This is a genomic window from Steroidobacter sp., from assembly GCF_036406195.1.
Taxonomy (GTDB): domain Bacteria; phylum Pseudomonadota; class Gammaproteobacteria; order Steroidobacterales; family Steroidobacteraceae; genus Steroidobacter.
The window spans coordinates 231,622-249,625 of record NZ_DASWVW010000019.1; the positions used below are offsets into that span (position 1 = coordinate 231,622).

19 protein-coding genes are annotated in these 18,004 nt (G+C 61.9%); 9 read left to right on the forward strand and 10 right to left on the reverse strand.

Annotated features, from left to right (window positions below):
* Positions 1-262: 262 nt before the first annotated feature.
* The 5 genes from VGE08_RS09150 to VGE08_RS09170 all read left to right on the forward strand — a co-directional run bounded on the left by VGE08_RS09150 (position 263) and on the right by VGE08_RS09170 (position 6,071).
* Positions 263-1,246: a Rieske 2Fe-2S domain-containing protein gene (locus VGE08_RS09150; RefSeq protein ID WP_331067561.1), complete on the forward strand. Its 984-nt coding sequence runs from the start codon at positions 263-265 to the stop codon at positions 1,244-1,246.
* Positions 1,247-1,266: 20 nt separating this feature from the next.
* Positions 1,267-1,644 (forward strand): RidA family protein, encoded by a 378-nt coding sequence (locus VGE08_RS09155; protein ID WP_331067562.1) that lies wholly within the window; start codon positions 1,267-1,269, stop codon positions 1,642-1,644.
* A 79-nt stretch (positions 1,645-1,723) separates the two neighbouring features.
* A complete protein-coding gene (locus VGE08_RS09160; RefSeq protein ID WP_331067563.1) occupies positions 1,724-3,841 on the forward strand; it encodes a TonB-dependent receptor in 2,118 nt (705 codons plus the stop codon).
* Positions 3,842-3,907: 66 nt separating this feature from the next.
* Complete coding sequence (locus VGE08_RS09165) at positions 3,908-5,152, forward strand: MFS transporter (RefSeq protein ID WP_331067564.1); 1,245 nt, start codon at positions 3,908-3,910, stop codon at positions 5,150-5,152.
* A gap of 46 nt (positions 5,153-5,198) precedes the next feature.
* The gene (locus VGE08_RS09170; RefSeq protein WP_331067565.1) at positions 5,199-6,071 is read left to right on the forward strand and encodes an IclR family transcriptional regulator; all 873 of its coding nucleotides are present in this window, start codon (positions 5,199-5,201) and stop codon (positions 6,069-6,071) included.
* A 348-nt stretch (positions 6,072-6,419) separates the two neighbouring features.
* On the opposite strand, the gene VGE08_RS09175 is transcribed toward VGE08_RS09170, so the two are convergent.
* Genes VGE08_RS09175 through VGE08_RS09195 form a run of 5 tightly spaced genes read right to left on the reverse strand, consistent with a single transcriptional unit; the run spans position 6,420 to position 11,664 of the window.
* The gene (locus VGE08_RS09175) at positions 6,420-8,435 is read right to left on the reverse strand and encodes a nitric oxide reductase activation protein NorD (protein ID WP_331067566.1); all 2,016 of its coding nucleotides are present in this window, start codon (positions 8,433-8,435) and stop codon (positions 6,420-6,422) included.
* Between the two features lie 9 nt (positions 8,436-8,444).
* Entirely contained in the window at positions 8,445-9,269 is an 825-nt protein-coding gene (locus VGE08_RS09180; protein ID WP_331067567.1) for a CbbQ/NirQ/NorQ/GpvN family protein, read from the reverse strand.
* Entirely contained in the window at positions 9,266-10,645 is a 1,380-nt protein-coding gene (locus tag VGE08_RS09185; RefSeq protein ID WP_331067568.1) for a cbb3-type cytochrome c oxidase subunit I, read from the reverse strand. Before VGE08_RS09185 ends, VGE08_RS09180 begins: the two co-directional genes overlap by 4 nt.
* A gap of 9 nt (positions 10,646-10,654) precedes the next feature.
* Positions 10,655-11,515: a c-type cytochrome gene (locus VGE08_RS09190; RefSeq protein ID WP_331067569.1), complete on the reverse strand. Its 861-nt coding sequence runs from the start codon at positions 11,513-11,515 to the stop codon at positions 10,655-10,657.
* 23 nt (positions 11,516-11,538) lie between these two features.
* Positions 11,539-11,664, reverse strand: a complete 126-nt coding sequence (locus VGE08_RS09195; protein ID WP_331067570.1) for a hypothetical protein — start codon at positions 11,662-11,664, stop codon at positions 11,539-11,541.
* 435 nt (positions 11,665-12,099) lie between these two features.
* Here VGE08_RS09195 and VGE08_RS09200 point away from each other — a divergent pair, with 435 nt between their 5' ends.
* Both VGE08_RS09200 and VGE08_RS09205 read left to right on the forward strand, forming a co-directional pair.
* Positions 12,100-12,315: a hypothetical protein gene (locus VGE08_RS09200; RefSeq protein ID WP_331067571.1), complete on the forward strand. Its 216-nt coding sequence runs from the start codon at positions 12,100-12,102 to the stop codon at positions 12,313-12,315.
* A 202-nt stretch (positions 12,316-12,517) separates the two neighbouring features.
* Positions 12,518-12,910 carry a hypothetical protein gene (locus VGE08_RS09205; protein WP_331067572.1) on the forward strand — a complete coding sequence of 131 codons (393 nt, stop codon included), beginning with the start codon at positions 12,518-12,520 and terminating at the stop codon, positions 12,908-12,910.
* A gap of 4 nt (positions 12,911-12,914) precedes the next feature.
* Here VGE08_RS09205 and VGE08_RS09210 read toward each other — a convergent pair whose 3' ends face one another.
* Both VGE08_RS09210 and VGE08_RS09215 read right to left on the reverse strand, forming a co-directional pair.
* Positions 12,915-13,043 carry a hypothetical protein gene (locus tag VGE08_RS09210; protein WP_331067573.1) on the reverse strand — a complete coding sequence of 43 codons (129 nt, stop codon included), beginning with the start codon at positions 13,041-13,043 and terminating at the stop codon, positions 12,915-12,917.
* Between the two features lie 144 nt (positions 13,044-13,187).
* A complete protein-coding gene (locus tag VGE08_RS09215) occupies positions 13,188-13,610 on the reverse strand; it encodes a hypothetical protein (RefSeq protein ID WP_331067574.1) in 423 nt (140 codons plus the stop codon).
* A 585-nt stretch (positions 13,611-14,195) separates the two neighbouring features.
* Here VGE08_RS09215 and VGE08_RS09220 point away from each other — a divergent pair.
* Positions 14,196-14,522 carry a hypothetical protein gene (locus VGE08_RS09220; protein WP_331067575.1) on the forward strand — a complete coding sequence of 109 codons (327 nt, stop codon included), beginning with the start codon at positions 14,196-14,198 and terminating at the stop codon, positions 14,520-14,522.
* 328 nt (positions 14,523-14,850) lie between these two features.
* Positions 14,851-15,447, forward strand: a complete 597-nt coding sequence (locus VGE08_RS09225) for a hypothetical protein (RefSeq protein WP_331067576.1) — start codon at positions 14,851-14,853, stop codon at positions 15,445-15,447.
* Between the two features lie 57 nt (positions 15,448-15,504).
* On the opposite strand, the gene VGE08_RS09230 is transcribed toward VGE08_RS09225, so the two are convergent.
* The 3 genes from VGE08_RS09230 to VGE08_RS09240 form a co-directional block, all read right to left on the reverse strand.
* Positions 15,505-16,812 carry an NAD(P)-binding domain-containing protein gene (locus VGE08_RS09230; protein ID WP_331067577.1) on the reverse strand — a complete coding sequence of 436 codons (1,308 nt, stop codon included), beginning with the start codon at positions 16,810-16,812 and terminating at the stop codon, positions 15,505-15,507.
* Entirely contained in the window at positions 16,809-17,366 is a 558-nt protein-coding gene (locus VGE08_RS09235; RefSeq protein WP_331067578.1) for an OsmC family protein, read from the reverse strand. Before VGE08_RS09235 ends, VGE08_RS09230 begins: the two co-directional genes overlap by 4 nt.
* Before the next feature lie 105 nt (positions 17,367-17,471).
* Positions 17,472-17,999, reverse strand: a complete 528-nt coding sequence (locus VGE08_RS09240; protein ID WP_331067579.1) for a nickel-binding protein — start codon at positions 17,997-17,999, stop codon at positions 17,472-17,474.
* Positions 18,000-18,004: the final 5 nt, after the last annotated feature.

Consider the following 18,004-nt stretch of genomic DNA (forward strand, 5'->3'; position numbering starts at 1 on the left):
TCTGTGGCAAACGACCAAACGCTAACGGTCAAGTGACTGGGCTGTCAAATTATAAACCAACTATCAGGATATGATAGTTTAGTTCCAGTGCGAGTCGCGCGCTGTTTATCTAGAAAAACACAGGAATGGTGGAATAGGCCGTCGAGACATCTTCTAGATTGAGCAAATGTGATGTATCAGGATATGATATGTCACTCATGTATTGACACCTCAAAAGTGCACGGTTTAGAGTCGATCGCAGGTCAACTGAGGAGCCTCTGCGATGCACGACTCTCATTCTGCTGCGGCTGACGACGCGCTGAAGATTCCTGCCGAGGGTGAGGGCGGGTTGTTCAGGCAGAGCTGGTATCCCATCTGCCTTTCATCGGAAGTCGCCTCTGGGCAAGTCATCGGCCGGCCGTTCCTGGACGGCCGCGTCGTGGTGTTCAGAACGGAGCAGGGCGATGCGCATGTCGTAAGCGCCTACTGCCCGCATCTGGGTGCGGACCTGGCGGTCGGCACCGTGCGCGGTAGCAACGTGCAGTGCGCTTTTCATCATTGGCAGTACGACTGCACGGGAACCTGCGTAAAGACCGGCATAGGTGATCCTCCGCCGCGCGCAGCGCGTCTATTCAAGTTTCCGACGATCGAGCGCTGGGGAATCGTCTGGGCGTTCAACGGCGAGGCGCCTTTGTTCGAGTTGCCGCAATTGCCGTACCCGGACGAGCAACTCGAAATCCGCGCTTACAAGTGGCCCAAGCCATTCGCGTGCGACCCGTGGGTGTTCGCAGCAAACACCCCGGACATGCAGCACATCAAGGTCGTGCACAAAGTGCAGTTCTCCGTTCCCGATCCGCACGATCTGGTCGAGTGGGATCCGTGGGGGCTGCAGTACACGGTGAAGGGCATTCATCAGGGCGGCGTCGAAATCGATTGGCGCGTCGGTTTACGCGGCACCGGTTTCTTCTGGCGGCACGGCACCGCGAATGGCGTCTGGTCCGCGGCGGTCACGGGCTTCGGCCTTCCCAGACCTGGTGAGCATCAGGTGTATGGCGCGTACATCGCGCTCAAGGGACCCAATGCCGAGCAGCAGCTTGCAACGCTGCGTGCTCTCACTGAGCGGACCATCGGCGAGGACGAGCCGCTGCTGTCGTCCATCCACTATCGTCACGGCTATCTCACGAAATCGGATCGCACGCTCGCGAAATATTTCCAGTTGCTGCGTCAGTACCCGCGCGCGCATCCGTCCGCTGCATTCATCCGCTGATGGCAACCGAGGATCGATCGATGAAGCGAATCCACAATCCCAATGGCGTGCCCGCCGTGTACAGCGACGGAATAGAGATCGCACCGGGCGCGCGCACGTTGTATGTCGCAGGCCAGGTGGGTATCGCAGCGGACAAAACGATTCCAGATGACATCGGCTCGCAGACGCGCCAGTTGTTCGCAAATCTCGAGGCCGTGTTGCGCTCCGCCCGCATGAGTCTCGACGACATCGTGAAGACGACGGTGTTCATCGTCGATCCGGCGGACTATGCCGAATTCTCGCGTGTGCGCACAGAGATCATGGGCGCGCGTGTGCCGGCTTCGACCCTCGTTTACGTCAAGCAGCTCATCTGGCCGCAGCTGCGAGTGGAGATCGAAGCAATCGCCAGCGCTCCGTGAGCGAGCGCGCTCCAGACAACAGGCGGTGAGCGCAGGGGCGCGCGACCCGCCATACATAAACCCCATGGGGAGTATCGAAATGACGAGCACAAGATCGTTGACGGGCATCTCGGCGGGCGAAGTTTGCCGCCATCGCATGCGTGCATTCGCGCGCTTCTCGCTAGCGCCGGGCGTGTGCGGCATGATTCTTGGCGCCACCTCTACGTGGGCGGCCGAGCAGCCGGATGCCACTTCAGAGGTCCTCGAGCAAATCGTGGTGACAGCGCGGCAGCGTTCCGAGATTCTGATCGACGTGCCAGAGACAATTCGCGCGATCTCGTCGCAAGAGATTCGCAGCGCCGGTATCACCTCGGTCGAGCACCTCGAAGCTCTGGTGCCGAATTTCTCGGTAACGACCTCCCAGGACGCGGGCCTGGTCATGGTGAATATTCGCGGCATCGGACAGGTGCGCAATGGTGAGCCGCCGATGGCCTTCATCATCGATGGCGTGCAGTTGTCATCGCCGGATCAAATCAAGCAGCCGTTGTTCGATCTCGAATCGATCGAGGTGCTGAAGGGGCCGCAGGGCGCACTCTACGGCCGCAACGCAATCGGCGGCGCTCTCATCATCAATACGCGCGCGCCCTCGGAGGAATTCAGCAGCACGATCGAGGCCGGTTACGGCAACGGCAACGATCGCAAGTTGCAGGCCGTTGCCTCCGGTCCGTTGTTCGGTGATTCGCTGTTCTTCCGCGTCTCCGGTGACTGGCGCGACTTCGACGGTCTGATTCCGAACGTCACGCTAGGTACGGAGGCGGACTTTGCCGAGGATCGCAACGTGCGCGCGCGCATCGACTACCGGCCGAGCGATGCGCTCAGCATCGAGCTGCGCGGATCGTATGGGGATCTCTACCAGGGCGGAAATTTCATTCCCATGGTCGACGGCCACCCGAACGACACCAGCATCCCCGTGCAGGCTGGCATCAACGGCGACAGCACGCGCCGGCTGAAGGATGCATCGCTCAAGTTCGACTATAGAGCCGCGGGCGGCACACTGACCGGCGTCACGAGCTGGTCCGAGGTCTTCGTGCACATGTTTGAAGAGCTCGGCGGCGGCATCCCCAATCCGGTCCTGTCCGCCATGCAGGATCGATCGTCCGAGGCGGTGAGCCAGGACCTGCGCTGGTCGTCCGATGCCGAAGGACGTCTGCGCTATACCGCGGGCGTCTACTATCTGCATAACCGGCGCAAGATCATCACGGATCTATATACCCTGAACTCGGCGCTGCAGCGCGATACGCAGATTCCGATTGCATACACGCGCGACATCAACGACGCCTACGCGGCGTATGGACAGCTCAACTACGATCTGACCGAAGCGCTCGAGCTCACCCTGGCGCTTCGCTACGACCAGCAGGATGTCGAGCAGATCGACCTGTTGCACGGCTCGACGCATCGAAAAGAGTCGTACGACGCCCTGCAGCCCAAGGTGTCGCTCGCATACAAGATCACGCCCGACACCTTGGTTTATGCCACCTACGCGGAAGGTTTCCGCAGCGGCGGATTCAATCCGCCCACCGCGCTATTCCCGCACGTCTACGAGTCGGAGACGACCAAGAACATCGAGGCCGGCGTCAAGCTCGAGCGCTTCGATCGTCGTCTGCGCGTCGATCTCGCCGGTTATCACACCGATGACGAGCACCAGGCCACGCACAGGCTGCTGAGCGGAGTACAGGGCATCACGACGATTCCGCAAGTCGAGCTCTACGGCGTGGATCTGTCCGCGATGCTGCGTGCAGCGCCAGGGCTCGATCTGATCGGCGGCTTCGGCTGGAATCATGGCCGCATCAAGGACTTCGACGGCACCGACCTGTACGTCGGCAACGTCGCGCCGCTGACATACGAGTATTCGTACAACATCGGTGTCCAGCACGTGCTGCCACTGGGCGCCGTCACGCTGACGAGCCGCGCCGACTACTCCTCCAAGCGCGGGCTGTACTGGCAGGTCGACAACAAGGATGAGCAATCGCCCGTTGACCTGCTGAACGTGCGCATCTCGGCGGCCGTGGCCGACTGGGAATTCACTGCCTATGCGGAGAACCTGCTCGATGAAAGGTACATCGCGGAGTTCTGCGCGAGCGAGTTCTGCGGCTCGCGCGATCTTGGCTGGCCGAGCACGCCGCGACGCTACGGCATGACCGTGCGCTACTCGTTCTGACGCGGGGTCGACCATGGTTGCAACTGACGTGACGGCTCGGTCCACATGCACAGCGGGTATCCTCCCATGAGCACTCCCTCGTCCACCGTGGAGGTTCTCGCTCCACCAGCCGCAGCGGATGACTCCGCTGCGCGCTGGCGCATGCTGGCGCTGGTCAGTTTCGGGTACTTCGCCGTTCTCATCGGGATGACAGGAATCGCTCCGGCATTTCCCTTCATCGCTCGCGAGCTCGAGGTCGACTATCAGCGTATCGCATTGCTAGCCACTGCGTTCCTGGCGGGACTTGCGGCCGGGCACATTCCAAGCGGCATGCTGGCGACGCGCGTCGGTATGAAGCGCGTGTTGGTGATGGGTGTACTGGTGCAGGCGCTGGCGAACGCGGCTTCGGCCTTCGTGACCAGCTACGCGGAGCTGTTGGCGTTGAGGTTCGTTGTCGGCCTCGGCGCCTCCGCATTCGCCAGCGTGGCAGTCGCTGCAATCTCGGCCTGGTTCGAAAAGCGGGAGATCACACTCGCCCTCGGCATTGCTACCGCATCAAACAGCACGGGCACGGCTGTCGGCCTGTATATGTGGACATTTCTCGTGGAGGGCGCGGGCTGGCGCGTGGCGCTGGCCGCGTCGGGCATTGTCGGAACTGTGGTCGCGGTGGCGATGGTGTTCGCCTTTCGCACGCCCGCGCACCTGACGAAGCTGCGAGGTACGAGCGTTACGACACATGCGCTCCGCCAGACGCTCGGCAACCGCCAGTTATGGATTTACGGCGTCGCGTTCATTGGCGTCTATGGCGCGTATATGTCCGCTGTACATCTGATCTCGGGCTATGCCACCTCGACCGGGAAATTCTCCGCGACCGCGGCTGGCTTGATGGCCGCGTTCATCGGTCTCGCCGGTATACCGGGAAGTATCGTCGGCGGCTGGGTTGCCGATCGGACGGACAGATGCCGCAGGCTCATGATCGGCCCGATGGTTGCGATCGGCCTATTGGTGGTGTCGGTGCCGTTCGTGGCAGCGCAAGCGCTGTGGCTGGTGAGCATCGGTATCGGTTTTCTGATGCAGTTCACCGCGGCGGTCTGGTCGTCCGTTCCACATCGCTTTGCCCGAATACCGCACGAGCATGCGGGGACCGGCATGGGCCTGCTACTGACGATTGCGGCTGTCGGTGGCTTCCTGATCCCCGCCGCGTTCGGGCATCTCGTGGAAACGGCAGGTTATGTCGCTGGCTGGGCCTTTGCGGGAGCCATGGCCGTGGTCCTGGGGCTTGTGGGCCTGTTCGGCGCGGATGTCGTCGATGGACAGAAGGGTGGGCAATGAGCGGCCCGGTTGCGAAAGCATGCTTCATGGGCAGCAATCATTCACAATGAGCGCCAACAACCCCATGGTGATGCTAGTGCCACGACAGGATAGCCCAGAGTCTCCAGCGGAGAACGCCCTCGGGTCGCAGCCGACGGACAACCCCACCAATGCCCTGCGCGAGCCGGACGTGCGCGTGCAGTCCGTCGCCCGTGCGATGAAGATCCTGTTCGCCGTCGCGCAAAGCGAAAGCGGCCTGAAGACGGTCAACATCGCACGCAACGCCAACTTGCCGCGCCAGGCGACGTATCACCTCGTCCATACGCTGATGGCCACTGGCATGCTGCGCCAAAACGAACGCGGCCTCTATGTCTTGGGGTTGCGCGTCGGCACGCTTGCGGAAGCTTTCCGGCGTCAGCTGGTGCCTTCGCAACATCTCGCTCCGATCGTGCGAGAGATTTCCAAGATGACCGGCGAAACTGCCTACGCCACCGGCTGGATGGACGGCGAAATCGTCATGTTGGTAACGGCGCGCGGTACCAATCCGGTGCATGCGACCGAGGCGACGCATGGCACTCACGAGGACGCCCATGCGAGAGCATCGGGCAAGCTGCTGCTCGCATTCGCCCAGGAGGACGTGCGTTCCGACTATCTCTCGCGTCACGCGCTCACCGCTCGAACCAATCGAACCGTCACCAAGCTGCCCGATTTGTACAGCGAGTTCGAGCGTATCCGCGCGCAGGGATACGCAATTGACAACGAGGAGTTCTCGCTCGGCCTGTGCTGTCTTGCCGTGCCGCTCGATAACGGCGTATCGCCCTTCGCATTGACGCTTTCTTCGCCAGCCAATCGGTTCCAGCGGCACTTCGATGAGTATCTGGCAGCAATGCGTCGGATCGCTGCCAACCTCACGCAGTTTCGTGAAGACCCCGAAATTTGACACAGTGACCAGCGGGATCGTCCCGTTCACGAGGCGGGAGATATCGTTCGTGGCCGATGAGTAGCGCCGTTCGTGGTTGAGCAGTTCGGTTAGCGTTCGGTTCCTGAGTAGACGACGAATGTTTTTTCGGTGCGAGATCCTCACGAGCACTGTGAAATCCCTATATCGACGCTTCAGCATCCTTGCATTCTTAACGCGTCGTTTTAGATCTGCAGGGATACTCGGGGCGGCTTTAACTGGCACATCGGTATACCGGGCCGGCTTTGGCGTCGGCCAGGGAATCACAAGTAATTGACTATATTGTGTTTTTAACGCTCTTGCGAGTGCCGGCGATTTCGGCTCCATCCTCTATCCGTGCAAGAGCCGGCGGAGCCATCCAAGGAGTGCGTTGGGAAGCATTTCCGGACGGTTCAGGACAGCGTAGTGATGCCTGCCGAAGACTGCGGGCAAGTAGCCTGCGGAGTGCCGGTCGATGGTGAGGCAGAAGGTGAAGATACCTTGCTGACGCGCTTCCATCACCGCTTGCCGCGTATCCTCCACGCCATGGCGACCATCGTATTCGTCCAGGTCATTCGGTTTGCCATCCGAGAGGATCAGCAACAATCGGTGATGAGCGGCTTCGCGCATGAGCAGCGCCGAGGCGTGACGGATCGCCGCACCCGCGCGGGTGTATCGCTCGGGTTCGAGCCCGGCGATGCGCTGGGTGATCTCGTCGCTGTAACGTTCTGAAAAATCCTTCACGCGGCGAATGGTGACGCGCGCGGGACCCTCGCCTGAGAATGCCAGCACGCTGTATCGTTCGCGCAGCCCCTCCAGGGCCTCGCACACCAGCAGCAACGCTTCGCGTTCCACGTCGATCGTGCGCCGGTGAGTGGAGATCCAAGAGTCCGTCGAACCGCTCACGTCGATGAGTAACAGCACTGCCATCTCGCGTCGTGCATTTCGCGTGCTGCGATAGAGTCCGGGCCGCAGCGCCGCACCGCTGCGGATGTTTGCGAAGGCATCGATGCAAGCCTCCAGGTCGAGGTCCTCGCCGTCTGTTTGTTGCCGCAGCGAGATACGTCGCGCATGCAGAGCTTCGAACTGCCGACGCACGGTGTGCAGCATGGCTCGGTGCGCTTCCAGTGTTTGCGTGACCCACGCGACGGGACCCAGCGGTGCGTCCAGTGCATGCACGATTGCACCAGGGTGCCGGTAGCTACGCGATCGAAAATCCCATTCGGGATATGCAAACCTGCTGTGCGCACTTTCGATGCGCGTCTTGGCGATCGCGCTTGCCCCGGGCGGATCCTCGGAAATGAGGACTTCTTTCGGGGCGTCCGCAGTGGCTACGAGGCGCGCTTCGGTGAGCTCGGAAACGGCATCGGCGAAGTCCTCCGCTGCGGTAGTTTCATCGCGATCGGTGGGGCGCTGCAGGCCAAAGGGATCTTCCGCATGCTCGTGCGGTTGGGCGGTCTGTACCATCCATGCACCCTGCTGTGCGTGTTCGTCACGCTCATCGGCCTGGCGAACGTTGGGGCGTCGCCCCAATCGGGCAGAACGAGGCGGGCGCGCCGGAGCTTCCGAAGAACCGAGATCCGAGCTCACCGTTGGCGGTACTGATGATCCTGGCGGTTCACGTAACTCGCCGATCCATTCGTCGCGCAGCAAACGAGAGGCATCGGTCTGGTTGCTTGCGTTGCTCGGCATCAAGCGCTCTGCCAATGATTTCGCACGAGCCAAAGAGTCGGCCGGCGAGCGGCTGGCTGGCACGGATGGCAAAGGCGCAGCGATCTCGGTGCGCAGCCAGGACTCGAGCGGCTGTCGAACGACCGGAAACTCTCGCAATGACGGACGCGCGGCTAGCCTCTCGGCACGCCAATGGAGCAGGCGAGTCCTGATGCCACCGAACTGGTAGGCGAGCTCGACATCGGCCGCAAGGGCTTCAAGTACCTCATAGATAGAACGCTCCAGTGGCGTTCTAACCGAGGGCAGCAGGCGAGTCGCTCCACGCTGCGCGCGTTGCGCCTGTTGCATGGCCATGAGCCGCATCCAATCCAGCGCGCCACGCTCGGTGACGTTTGATGGGGGCCGGGGGAGCCAGATCGAAACGCCATCCGTGGCCGGAATCGCGGTCTCGGCGATGGGCAGCTCGACTTTTCGCAGTACGTTTCGTAGCCAGGTTCTTCGTGCCGGCGCCTGAGCGATTCGTAACGGCAACGTCGTGTGGAAGGCCGCCGTGATGAACAGATCGAGCCGGTGTAACAGCGCCTGTAGATCGAGCGGTGCGGGCGTGTCGAGCTTGCGATGACGGCGCCACAGATCCTGCGCAAACACAGTGGCGTGTCGCGCGACATCGGTGAGAACGTCTTCGGCTTCAGGCATGCCGATCTCTCAGACGAACGTGGCGTCGACCAGATCCTTCATGGTGCAGATCAGGCTGATGTCATCGGAGAGCGGAGCGATGAGACCTGCGTTGCATGCTTCACGAATGGGCACGCCGCTCGCGGCCAGGCGCGCGGCGGCAATCAGGAGGCGAGTGCTCGGAACCTCCGTCAACCCGCGGTCGCGCAACTCCCGTAATCGGCCGCCGAGTGAGACCAGTCCGTGCGCCGTGCTGCGCTCCAGTCCGCTCTCATGAGCAACAATCTCGGCTTCCAGTTCCGGCGGCGGGAAATCGAACTCCAGCGCCACGAAACGTTGCCGCGTGCTGGGCTTCAAATCCTTCAGCATGCGTTGATAGCCCGGATTGTAGGAGATCACCAGTTGAAACTCGCGCGGCGCGGCGAGCTGCTCGCCGGTCTTGTCGATGTAGAGCTCGCGACGATGATCGGTCAGCGAGTGCAGCACGACGACCGTGTCCTGCCGCGCCTCCACGATCTCATCCAGGTAACAGATGGCGCCAGTGCGCACGGCGCGGGTGAGCGGCCCGTCTTGCCAGAAAGTGCCGTCGTGACGGATCAGAAACCGTCCGATCAAATCGTTGGCCGTCAGATCATCGTGACAGGAGATGGTGATGAGCGGGCGGCCGAGCTTCCAGGCCATGTACTCGACAAAGCGGGTCTTGCCGCAGCCGGTCGGCCCTTTGAGCATCACCGCGAGACCATTCGCCTGACTCTGTTCGAAGATGCGGACTTCTTCGCCGCTAGCTACATAGTAGGGCTTGGCGCGCGCAACTGCCGGGGGCGCATCGATCTCGTGCGCCCGCTCGCTGCTCATGACGATGCTCGGGCGACCCTGGCGAATTCATCCGGCGCAGTCGCGCTGTCGCTGACCACCTCGAAGCGCGGCCGGGTGCGGAAGAAGTCCCAGATGAACAATGCGACGCCGACGGTGAACAACGATGCCGTCGCCACCAGCATCAGGAAATGCACCTGGATCTTCAGCTGCGTGTCGAGAAAGCCCAGCCCCAGGATGCGTTCGAGATAGACCTGTCCGATGCCCGCCGTCGCGAACGACAGCGTCATCCCGAACATGCCCGCGAGTTGCAGCCAGAACGACCAGTAGCCGAGCGCGCTGCCTTGCTCGCGGCGGTCATGGGTCATGCTCGGCAAGGCGAAAGTGATCATGGCGAGAACGATCATCGCGTAAGCGCCATAGAAGGCGGCATGACCATGCATGGCCGTGATGAGTGTTCCGTGCGTCCACTTGTTGACCGAGGGCCAGGTGTGGGCGAGCCCCAGCAAGCCTGCGCCAAACAATGTGAACACCGCGCTGCCGATGGTCCAATGCAGCGCCAGTGTATTCGGATGTGCGAGCCCGGAGCGTCTGATGGCCGAGTAGGCGTACACCGCCATGCCGACCAGGGCCAGTGGCTCGAGCGCGCTGAAGAAGCCTCCGATGGGCAGCCAGTACCCTGGCACTCCGACCCAATAATAATGATGGGCAGTGCCGAGAATGCCGGCGATGAACACCAGCCCCACGATCACATAGAGCCATTTTTCCAGCACCTCGCGATCCGCACCGGACAGCCGGATCAACAGATACGCGAGGAAGCCGCCCTGAATCATCTCCCACACACCTTCGACCCACAAATGAATCGTCCACCAGCGATAGAAGATGGAGACGGTGTAGTTTTCGTAATGCAGGAGCGCGGGCAGGTAGAGCACGGCGGCGCCGGCCACGCCCAGCAGCAGAACCCCTTCTGTGGTGGTGAAACGCCCCGATTTGCGGATCGTCATGATGACATTGTAAAGAAACATCAGCATGACGATCACGATCACGATCTTGTGAGGCAGCGGTTGTTCCAGCAACTTGTTGCCGGTGCCGTACCGGAACAAGTAGCCGATGATGGCGGTGACACCCATCACGACCCACAACCCGAGCTGGACATAGGCGAGCTTTACGCTGTGCAGCTCGGTGCGCGATTCATCGGGAATCATCCAATAGGTCGCCCCCATGAAGCCGGTGAGGACCCAGACGATCAACAGATTCGTATGGATCACCTTGGTCACATCGAAGGGCAGGATGTTCAGCAGCGGATCGGGGCCGAGATACTTGGCGGCGGAGAGCAGCCCGAATACCAGCTGCAATCCGAATAACACCATGGCGACGGCGAAATACCAGTAGGCGACGGCCTGCGAGCGATAGCGCATTGCGAGCTCCTACTTCAGCGTCTGGAGGAATTCGGCGAGTTGCTCGATCTGCTCGGCACTCAGATCGTGCGCGTATGTGTTCGGCATGAACGACTGCCCGTTGGCCGAATACATCGGGCCGGGCACGATATACGCGCTCGGTGAGCGAATGGACTCGATCAGATAACCTTTGACGTCGCGAGCTTCGCCTTGATAGTCGGGCGCCTGGATGATCTTCTCGGCTCGTGCCGCGACACCCGCGAGCGACGGGCCGGCCATATTGACGCCTGGTGCCGTTGAGTGACACGCATTGCATGCTGGCGCGACGGACCGGAAGGCAGCGGCTCCCAACGCGATCGGATTCTCCTGGCCACTCACGGGCCGGGCGCCCGGCGGCAATGACGCGGATGCCCCGGCATCCGAAGTCTGCGGGAGGCCAAAGTCGGTGCCTGGAATCGAAGCGCCGGTCACGAGTATCGGCCGGGGCGGCCAGCCCTGGTTGTCCACCTTGCTGACCCAATCGAGAAATGCGATGAGATCGTCGATCTCCTGCTCGCTCAGGTCCTGCCTCGGCATCAGACGCCGATGACGTTGCTCATCATAGAAGCTCGAGGGATCGCGCATGTACGCCTTCAGGTACTGCTCGCCACGCAGCTGCGTGATCTTGGTGAGGTCCGGCGCGTAGTACGCGCCTTCGCCGAACAACGTATGGCAGTTGACGCAGTTATATCTGTGCCAGACGTCGCGGCCACTCTGCACCTGGGGGGTGTTGTTCTCCGCGTTCGTCAGTTCGTCGAACTGGGTGTGGCTGTGTACGGTCAGCCCGAGAAACACGACAGTGGCGAGGGCTGTAGACGCGATGGCGAACACGCGTGCCTGACGTTTGTTCATGGATCACATCCCAGGGCGGCGGCTCAGACGCCGATGCCCGTCCAGTGAGTCAGCGAGATCCAGGCGGTGTAGACGATCGCGGCCAGCATGGCGAGCAACACGACGTAGCTGACGATGCGCACCGGAGTGAAAAAAGATTCGCCGTGCATATGCATGCCCTTGTTGGTCGTGATTCCATCCAACCCCACAAAGCCGAGTCGGACTTTATCATACGTAAACCGGCACGGAAGCCCTCGTGCCGCGAACCGAGCGCGGTATGTGTAAGGATCGACGCGCAGCTGCGCCTGCACATCGGGCTGTCCTTGTCAGAAGGAAAATCGGGAGCCGATACACACGGCAATGGTTGCAAACTCACCGGCGGTCCGGTTTCGGAGAATACTTACAATCTTCTCGTCGCTGAGGTTTCGCTCATCCAGTTGCTTTCGCTCGCCACGAGGTCATCTGCAGATACCCGGGCTCGACATCACACCGACCATGGGAAGCACGACCGAGGGCACCGCGATCTTTGATCCTGGACGACACCCAAGCACGCCGCCGCGAACAGGTGTAGGCTGCGCGCCCCTTCCTTGGACTGCGATGATTCTATGAACTGGACATTGGCGGAAAATAACTGGGTGCAGTTCCAAGGCACGGTAAAGGCGCGCTGGCTGAAGCTCGATGCAGAGCAATTGCGAGCGATCGCCGGTAAGCGAGCTGGGTTGCTGAGCATGATTCAGGAGGTTTACGGCCTCAACCGCGCCGACGCGGAACGAGAGATCCGGGCATTCGAGGCGCGCAACAAGAATTATCAGCCAAAGTAGCGGCCGAACGCCGATGTGTGCGATCCAAGCCCGAGGATCGTCTCACGCAACCGTTACAGAAATATTTGCCTATCTAAAGTCTACCGAAGCGCGCACACTGCGATTCGGTCTGCAGCTTGGAGAAGGCCTTGCGGTTTTGGTCGTGTGAAGCGGGGTTTCCCAGATCAGAGGCGGCGTGTGTTGCCATGCCCGCGAGATGACCATGCCCGAGGACACCAAATACCCGGATCGTTTGGCGGCGTTGCATGCCGCGCTTCGCTTCGTGATCACGAGCGAGCTGCCGTCGGAACACAAGGCCACTTTGATCGAAGTGCTGACGCAGGCCATCCGCGACCACGAGGCGGCTGAGCAGCATCGCCAGTCGGTGGCCCGGTCGCAAGGAGAATGGCAGGAGTACGAGATCGCGGAGCTGAAATCCCTACTGCACGGCCAGACGGTCAAGAGCTGGCAACATGCGGACGAGTGTGTGATGCAACTGGCGACGCGGTTGCATCGAGATCCTGCATCGGTTCGGCACAAGGCGACGGAGCTCGGTCTCGGTACCGCTGTGGACTATCGCTTCGTCAGGCAATTCAAGCTGAGCCGCGACGAGTGATCGGTCAGGGTTTCGGTGGCAGAAAGTCAGGTGCCTTGCGCGCGGCCTGCTGTCGCTGCTTTTCCTCGTTTTTCTTCTTCTGCATGTCTTCGCGACGTTTCTTTTGCTGCTTGTAGTTCGGTGTCTTACTCAAGGGACTCTTCAGGTTGGAGAAAGAGGAGGGGCAGACGCGATCTGCAGTCTAATACGCTTTGCGTCGCTGCGCTCCGATATCTTTGCCCGTAGGAGCTTCACCACTGTCGAGATAGCGGCGATGCCTGGCGAAGACTTCTTCGTCTCACGCAGCCGCTGCTACGCCAGCGCACATGAAGAATTCTCGTGAGGCGCGCTGCGCGGTCATGTGGGCGTGTCCACGAGGATCCCTCGATGGGCGTGTCACATGGGAATAACCATGCAGCTCTCCGTTCTTCAGCTGCAGTGCCTCGATCACAGTAACGCCCCAGAAGACCGACCCGTTGGCGCGGCGATACCATCCCTCGCGGGTATCCGCGCCGAGGATGGATGCGATCTTCAACTGCCGATCAGCTCGCTGGAGTGCCACATCCGCGGCAGGATAGAACTGTGACACGTGAGTGCCGATGATTCTGTGATCGAACAATGCCGCACCATGCAAGCTGTCGTGCCAGGCGACCACCATCCCGCGGCTGTCCAGCATGGCGATCGAACAACGGTCACCACGCTCCAGGCTGGTAGCATGCATCCGGGCACCTTGCCTGATCAACAGGCGTTGCTCCCAGGCTCGTTGTCCAGAGGGCCGGCCGGTCATGGCTGCGATCGGAAGTCGGACGCGATGATTCTGGCGCTGTGATGCAAGCGATACGGCAATCGAGCGACCGGCTGCTTTCAGTAGATGACGCAGTTGGTGCGATACGTGGTGCAGCATGGATAGCTCCGCTTGAGCGAGACGGTAGGCGCGCCGCCGCCGTGTCAATGCGGATGCGATGGATCGGGCCAGAGTAGGCGTGGCCGGGATGAGGCCACTATGCGCCTGGCTGGCACAAATAGATACATAAAACGCTCGGCGGGCCGGGCTTTCTTCGCGCGTGGCTTCGCTGGAGCGGTTTATCTGAACGGCCTCCGGGATGCGGAAACGGCGGCAACAACACGGTCCATAGAATATTCACCTATCTAAACGCGGTGAATGCGTGCACACTGGATGACGCCGAGAAATGTATTCAGCCCGTCGCGACAAGTGAGCGGGTGTATCGCGCTACCGCTTGTGCTCCTTGTGATCGAGGCGCATAGCAAGAGCTGCCGGCCCAAGTAGCGCAGAAGGAGTACGACGATGACTTTCGATAGACAGGGTTACCAGGGGCCCGCCACGCTCCATGACAGCCCGGCAGAGCACCGCCTGCAAGTTCAAAGAGCCCGGCAGGAGCGGGCGGCGCTGCGGGAAAGCGAGCTGGAAGATCAGGCATCACCCGTGAAGGAGCCGCGCGAGCGCATCGAAATCTGGGAGCGGCTGCATGCCTTGCGCCTGCCCCGCACACCTGACCATCTGCTCCTCGATGTAATCGCTACCCAGACCGGCCTGACAGTCGCTGAGGTGCGGGAGGAGCAGCGGCGCCGAGTTGCACGACCTGGGCCGGCCGCCGCCGACACTCCAGCGTAGCGAGCCCGATCCTTGATCCAGGCGCGACGTCCGGCGCACCCACGAAAACAAGCCTTAGATCCTCCAGGCGCTCGGCTTTCAGGAGACTCAACGCATAGACGATGACCTGTTTACAGACGGTGTCCGATGGCACGGCAACCAGAGTTCGAGGAAAAACGCTCGCGCGCGTAGCGCGGTGAAAGCATTGCTGCAGCGCTGAGCTGCTCGCTCGTCCGGCCCCGCCCGTGCGGCGCGCCTGCATATAACGCGCCTGCACATTATCAAGAGCATCCCGAGTCTCACTATCACGTTCCGACTGCTCGGCCAACCCGTCGTTACGGTGCCCTCGTTGGTCGAACGCCTGCAGGTAACCTACCCGTCCGCCAACGCCGCCGTGTCCACACTCCTCGACCTGGACATCTTGCGCCCGCAGGGACAGCAGCGGCGCAACCGCGCCTTTCATGCGCATGAGGTCATGAACCTACTTTACACAGGGATCGACGCGGTGCTGGACGACGTGGCAACGAAGTCCGGCAGATCCAGGCTGCAAAAAAAGCGCGCGCTATCATGTTTTCGCGTGCGGCACTCGGCAGGTCGCGACCCAAACCATCTTTCACGACGCCGAGCGCCCGTCGCACTTGCTGTTACCAGTCATGCCCTGACCGACGAGTTGCCGGCACGCCCAAACGCGTTGCAGCGGCAGCGAAACCCGTCGGCACACCAAGCGCACCGATTCGGCGTCGGGTGCGCGAAAAATCATCACTGCACGTTTGCGGTCGCGCGAGAGAAACAGTTGAACCAGCTCGACGCGATGGGCCTGGAAACACCGGCCGCACGAATCTTCGAAGGCTGCAAGATCGGCGGGTGTCATGGCGACAGGAACAACGAGCTCGCCGATGACTTCGGTAAGCCCCTCGTTGCAGGGCCGTGTCACCGACTTTCGTAGTGGCACTTTCTGCAGCGCCTCGACTCGGGGTGCGTCGTTCTCCACCACGACTCGGCCTCAGGCGCTGAGACGGCGCTGCACGAAGCTTGGCGCCTCCATGCCGCCACGCAGATAGTTGGCGAGGTGAGTGCTCAGCTCGCGCGCGTCGTCTTCGGCGCCATGGATAAAACTCGACTTGCGTCGGCGCATGAATGTGAGGCCGAGGACGTACAAGCCGGGCACATCCACGATCCCACCGTCGTGGCGCAGGCGCCCCTTGTGATCGAACGCCGGAACGTGCAGCCAACTGTAGTCCGGCCGCGAGCCGGTGGCCCACAGGACGGTGCCGATGTGACCGCGCGCGAAATCGAGACTCAGTGGCGGGGCATCTTCGACATGCGTTGGAACGAATCGCTCGGGTGTGCCCACTTGCGGGCCCTTGCCGTTCGCCTCGACCCACGCATCGATCCTATCGAGCATCCGTTCGAGCTTCAGGTCCGCCATGGCGCAATGGTTTCGCAACGATCCGGAGAACTGGGCTCTGCCATCGCGTATGCCCACCAAGCGGCCGACGATTGCGACGCCACGCTCGGTGAGGCCATTCAGATCGAGCATCGCGCGCTGCGCGGTGCCGATCAGTTGGGGGGACGGAACGCGCCGCGCCCGGACGATGTCGTCGACCTCGTCGTAGCGTTCATCGAGAATTCCGCAGGCGTCGAGCCACCATTGGATATCGAGGCCGCGATAAACGCGCGGCATTCGAATGTGCTCGCCAACGGCGAGTGTCACGGCTCTTCCCGAGCGATGAATCTCATCCGCGAGTTGCACACCGCTCGCGGATGCTCCGACGACGAGAACGCCTCGATCGTCGAGCTGGCTCGGGTTGCGGTACTCCTTGGTCGTCAGCGAGCGAACTGATGCCGGCAGAGCAGTGGCGAGTGCCGGGACGTTGGGCATGCCGTGGGCACCGCTGGCGATGACCACGGCGCGGCAGTTCCAGCGACCTCGATCGCTGATGACGTCATATCGATCTTCGCGTGCGCGGACTGAAAACACTGTAGTCCTGTTTTGCACAGGCGCCGAGATGAAACGCGCATATCCGTCGATGAACTCGATGACCTCCGGCATCGCCATGTAGCCGTCTGGATCGACACCCTCGTAGCGGTAGCCCGGCAGGCGGCTCTGCCAGTTCGGCGTCAACAGCCGCAATGAATCCCAGCGCTCACGCCGCCAGGAGTTTGCAATCTCGCCGCGCTCGAGAACGACATGATCGATCGCGTGCTGCGATAGATATCGGCTCATCGCCAGCCCCGCATGGCCGGCGCCGATCACGACGACGTCGATGCGGCGGGCAAGCACATGTCGTTCTCGGGCGGCGCCGCTCATTTGACTTGCACCGTCACGTTGGTGGGGTTGGTCAGGATGTCGAACACGGCGGAGCGTTTCTGCGATTGAGCGACCAGCGCGGCGATCTGCTCCCTGGTGGCATCGGCGTCGATCTCGAACATGACGTGCACGCCGTCGAAGCCGTTGCGCACGTCGGCATCGATGCCAAGGATGCCCTGCAGGTCCATCCCGGCTTCGACGGTGGCCTTCACCGAGCGCAGCTGGATCTTGCGATGCTGGGCGACGGAGGCGATGCCTGCGGTCAGGCACGAGGCCAGGCCCACCAGGATGAACTCGACCGGCGCGGGCCCGTTGTCGTCGGCGGCAAAGATCTCGGGATGGTCGGCGTCGTAGCGGAACTCGGTCTTGTGCTTCTGCTCGGCGCCGAGACCGAAGAATGCCTGCACGCTCGACTGGCTGTGGGTGCCCTTGACCCAGCTGCAGCTCGCGCGCCAATTGAAGCGGGCGGCCTCGGGGGCCTCGGTGAGCGCCTGGCGGGCGCCGAGCAATGCCTCGACATTCACGCCGTTGTCGACTGCGGTGGTGACGTTCATTTCTGTTCTCCCTCGTGTGTGAATGAGTCCGGTCCGGGGGACCGGGGACGGGGAGAACTGTGCGAGTCCGGCGTTAGACCCAGCGTGGGAGCCGCCGTGGAATTTTCAGGGCGAGCGTGGAATCCGTGTGTCGGCAGAAATCCGATCGAACGCCCACACCGCGTCCATCGGCATGGCGGCCTGGCGCTGCGCCAGGCGGACCGATTCGGCATCGGGCGCCTGGTACAGGCACAGCATCCGCTTGCGGTGGCTGGCAAAGAAGGTCCGCGCAAATTTCACACGATGCGCTCGCAGGCACCAATGGCCGGCATCCTCGATCGCCTGGATTTCCGCGAGCTCGACCGGTTGCTGGAAGGAGCGCTCGACGAGTACGTTCGGGACCGCCGGCTCCGGCCCTTCGTGCACGGTGCCGATCCACAGGCGCCGGGTGTCGAGGCCGCCTTTGGCGAGCGCGGCACGCACGGACTCCGCGTCGGGCGCTACGAACCAGCACACCATTCTGATTCCGTCCGTGGCGAGAAAGCTGCCTTGCCACTTCACTCGATGCATTTCCAGGCACCAGGCGCCTTGCTCAGAGTGTGCGAGCGCTTCGGTCGCGCCGATCGGCGTAGCGAAATTGCGTTCGAGAAACATGTGTG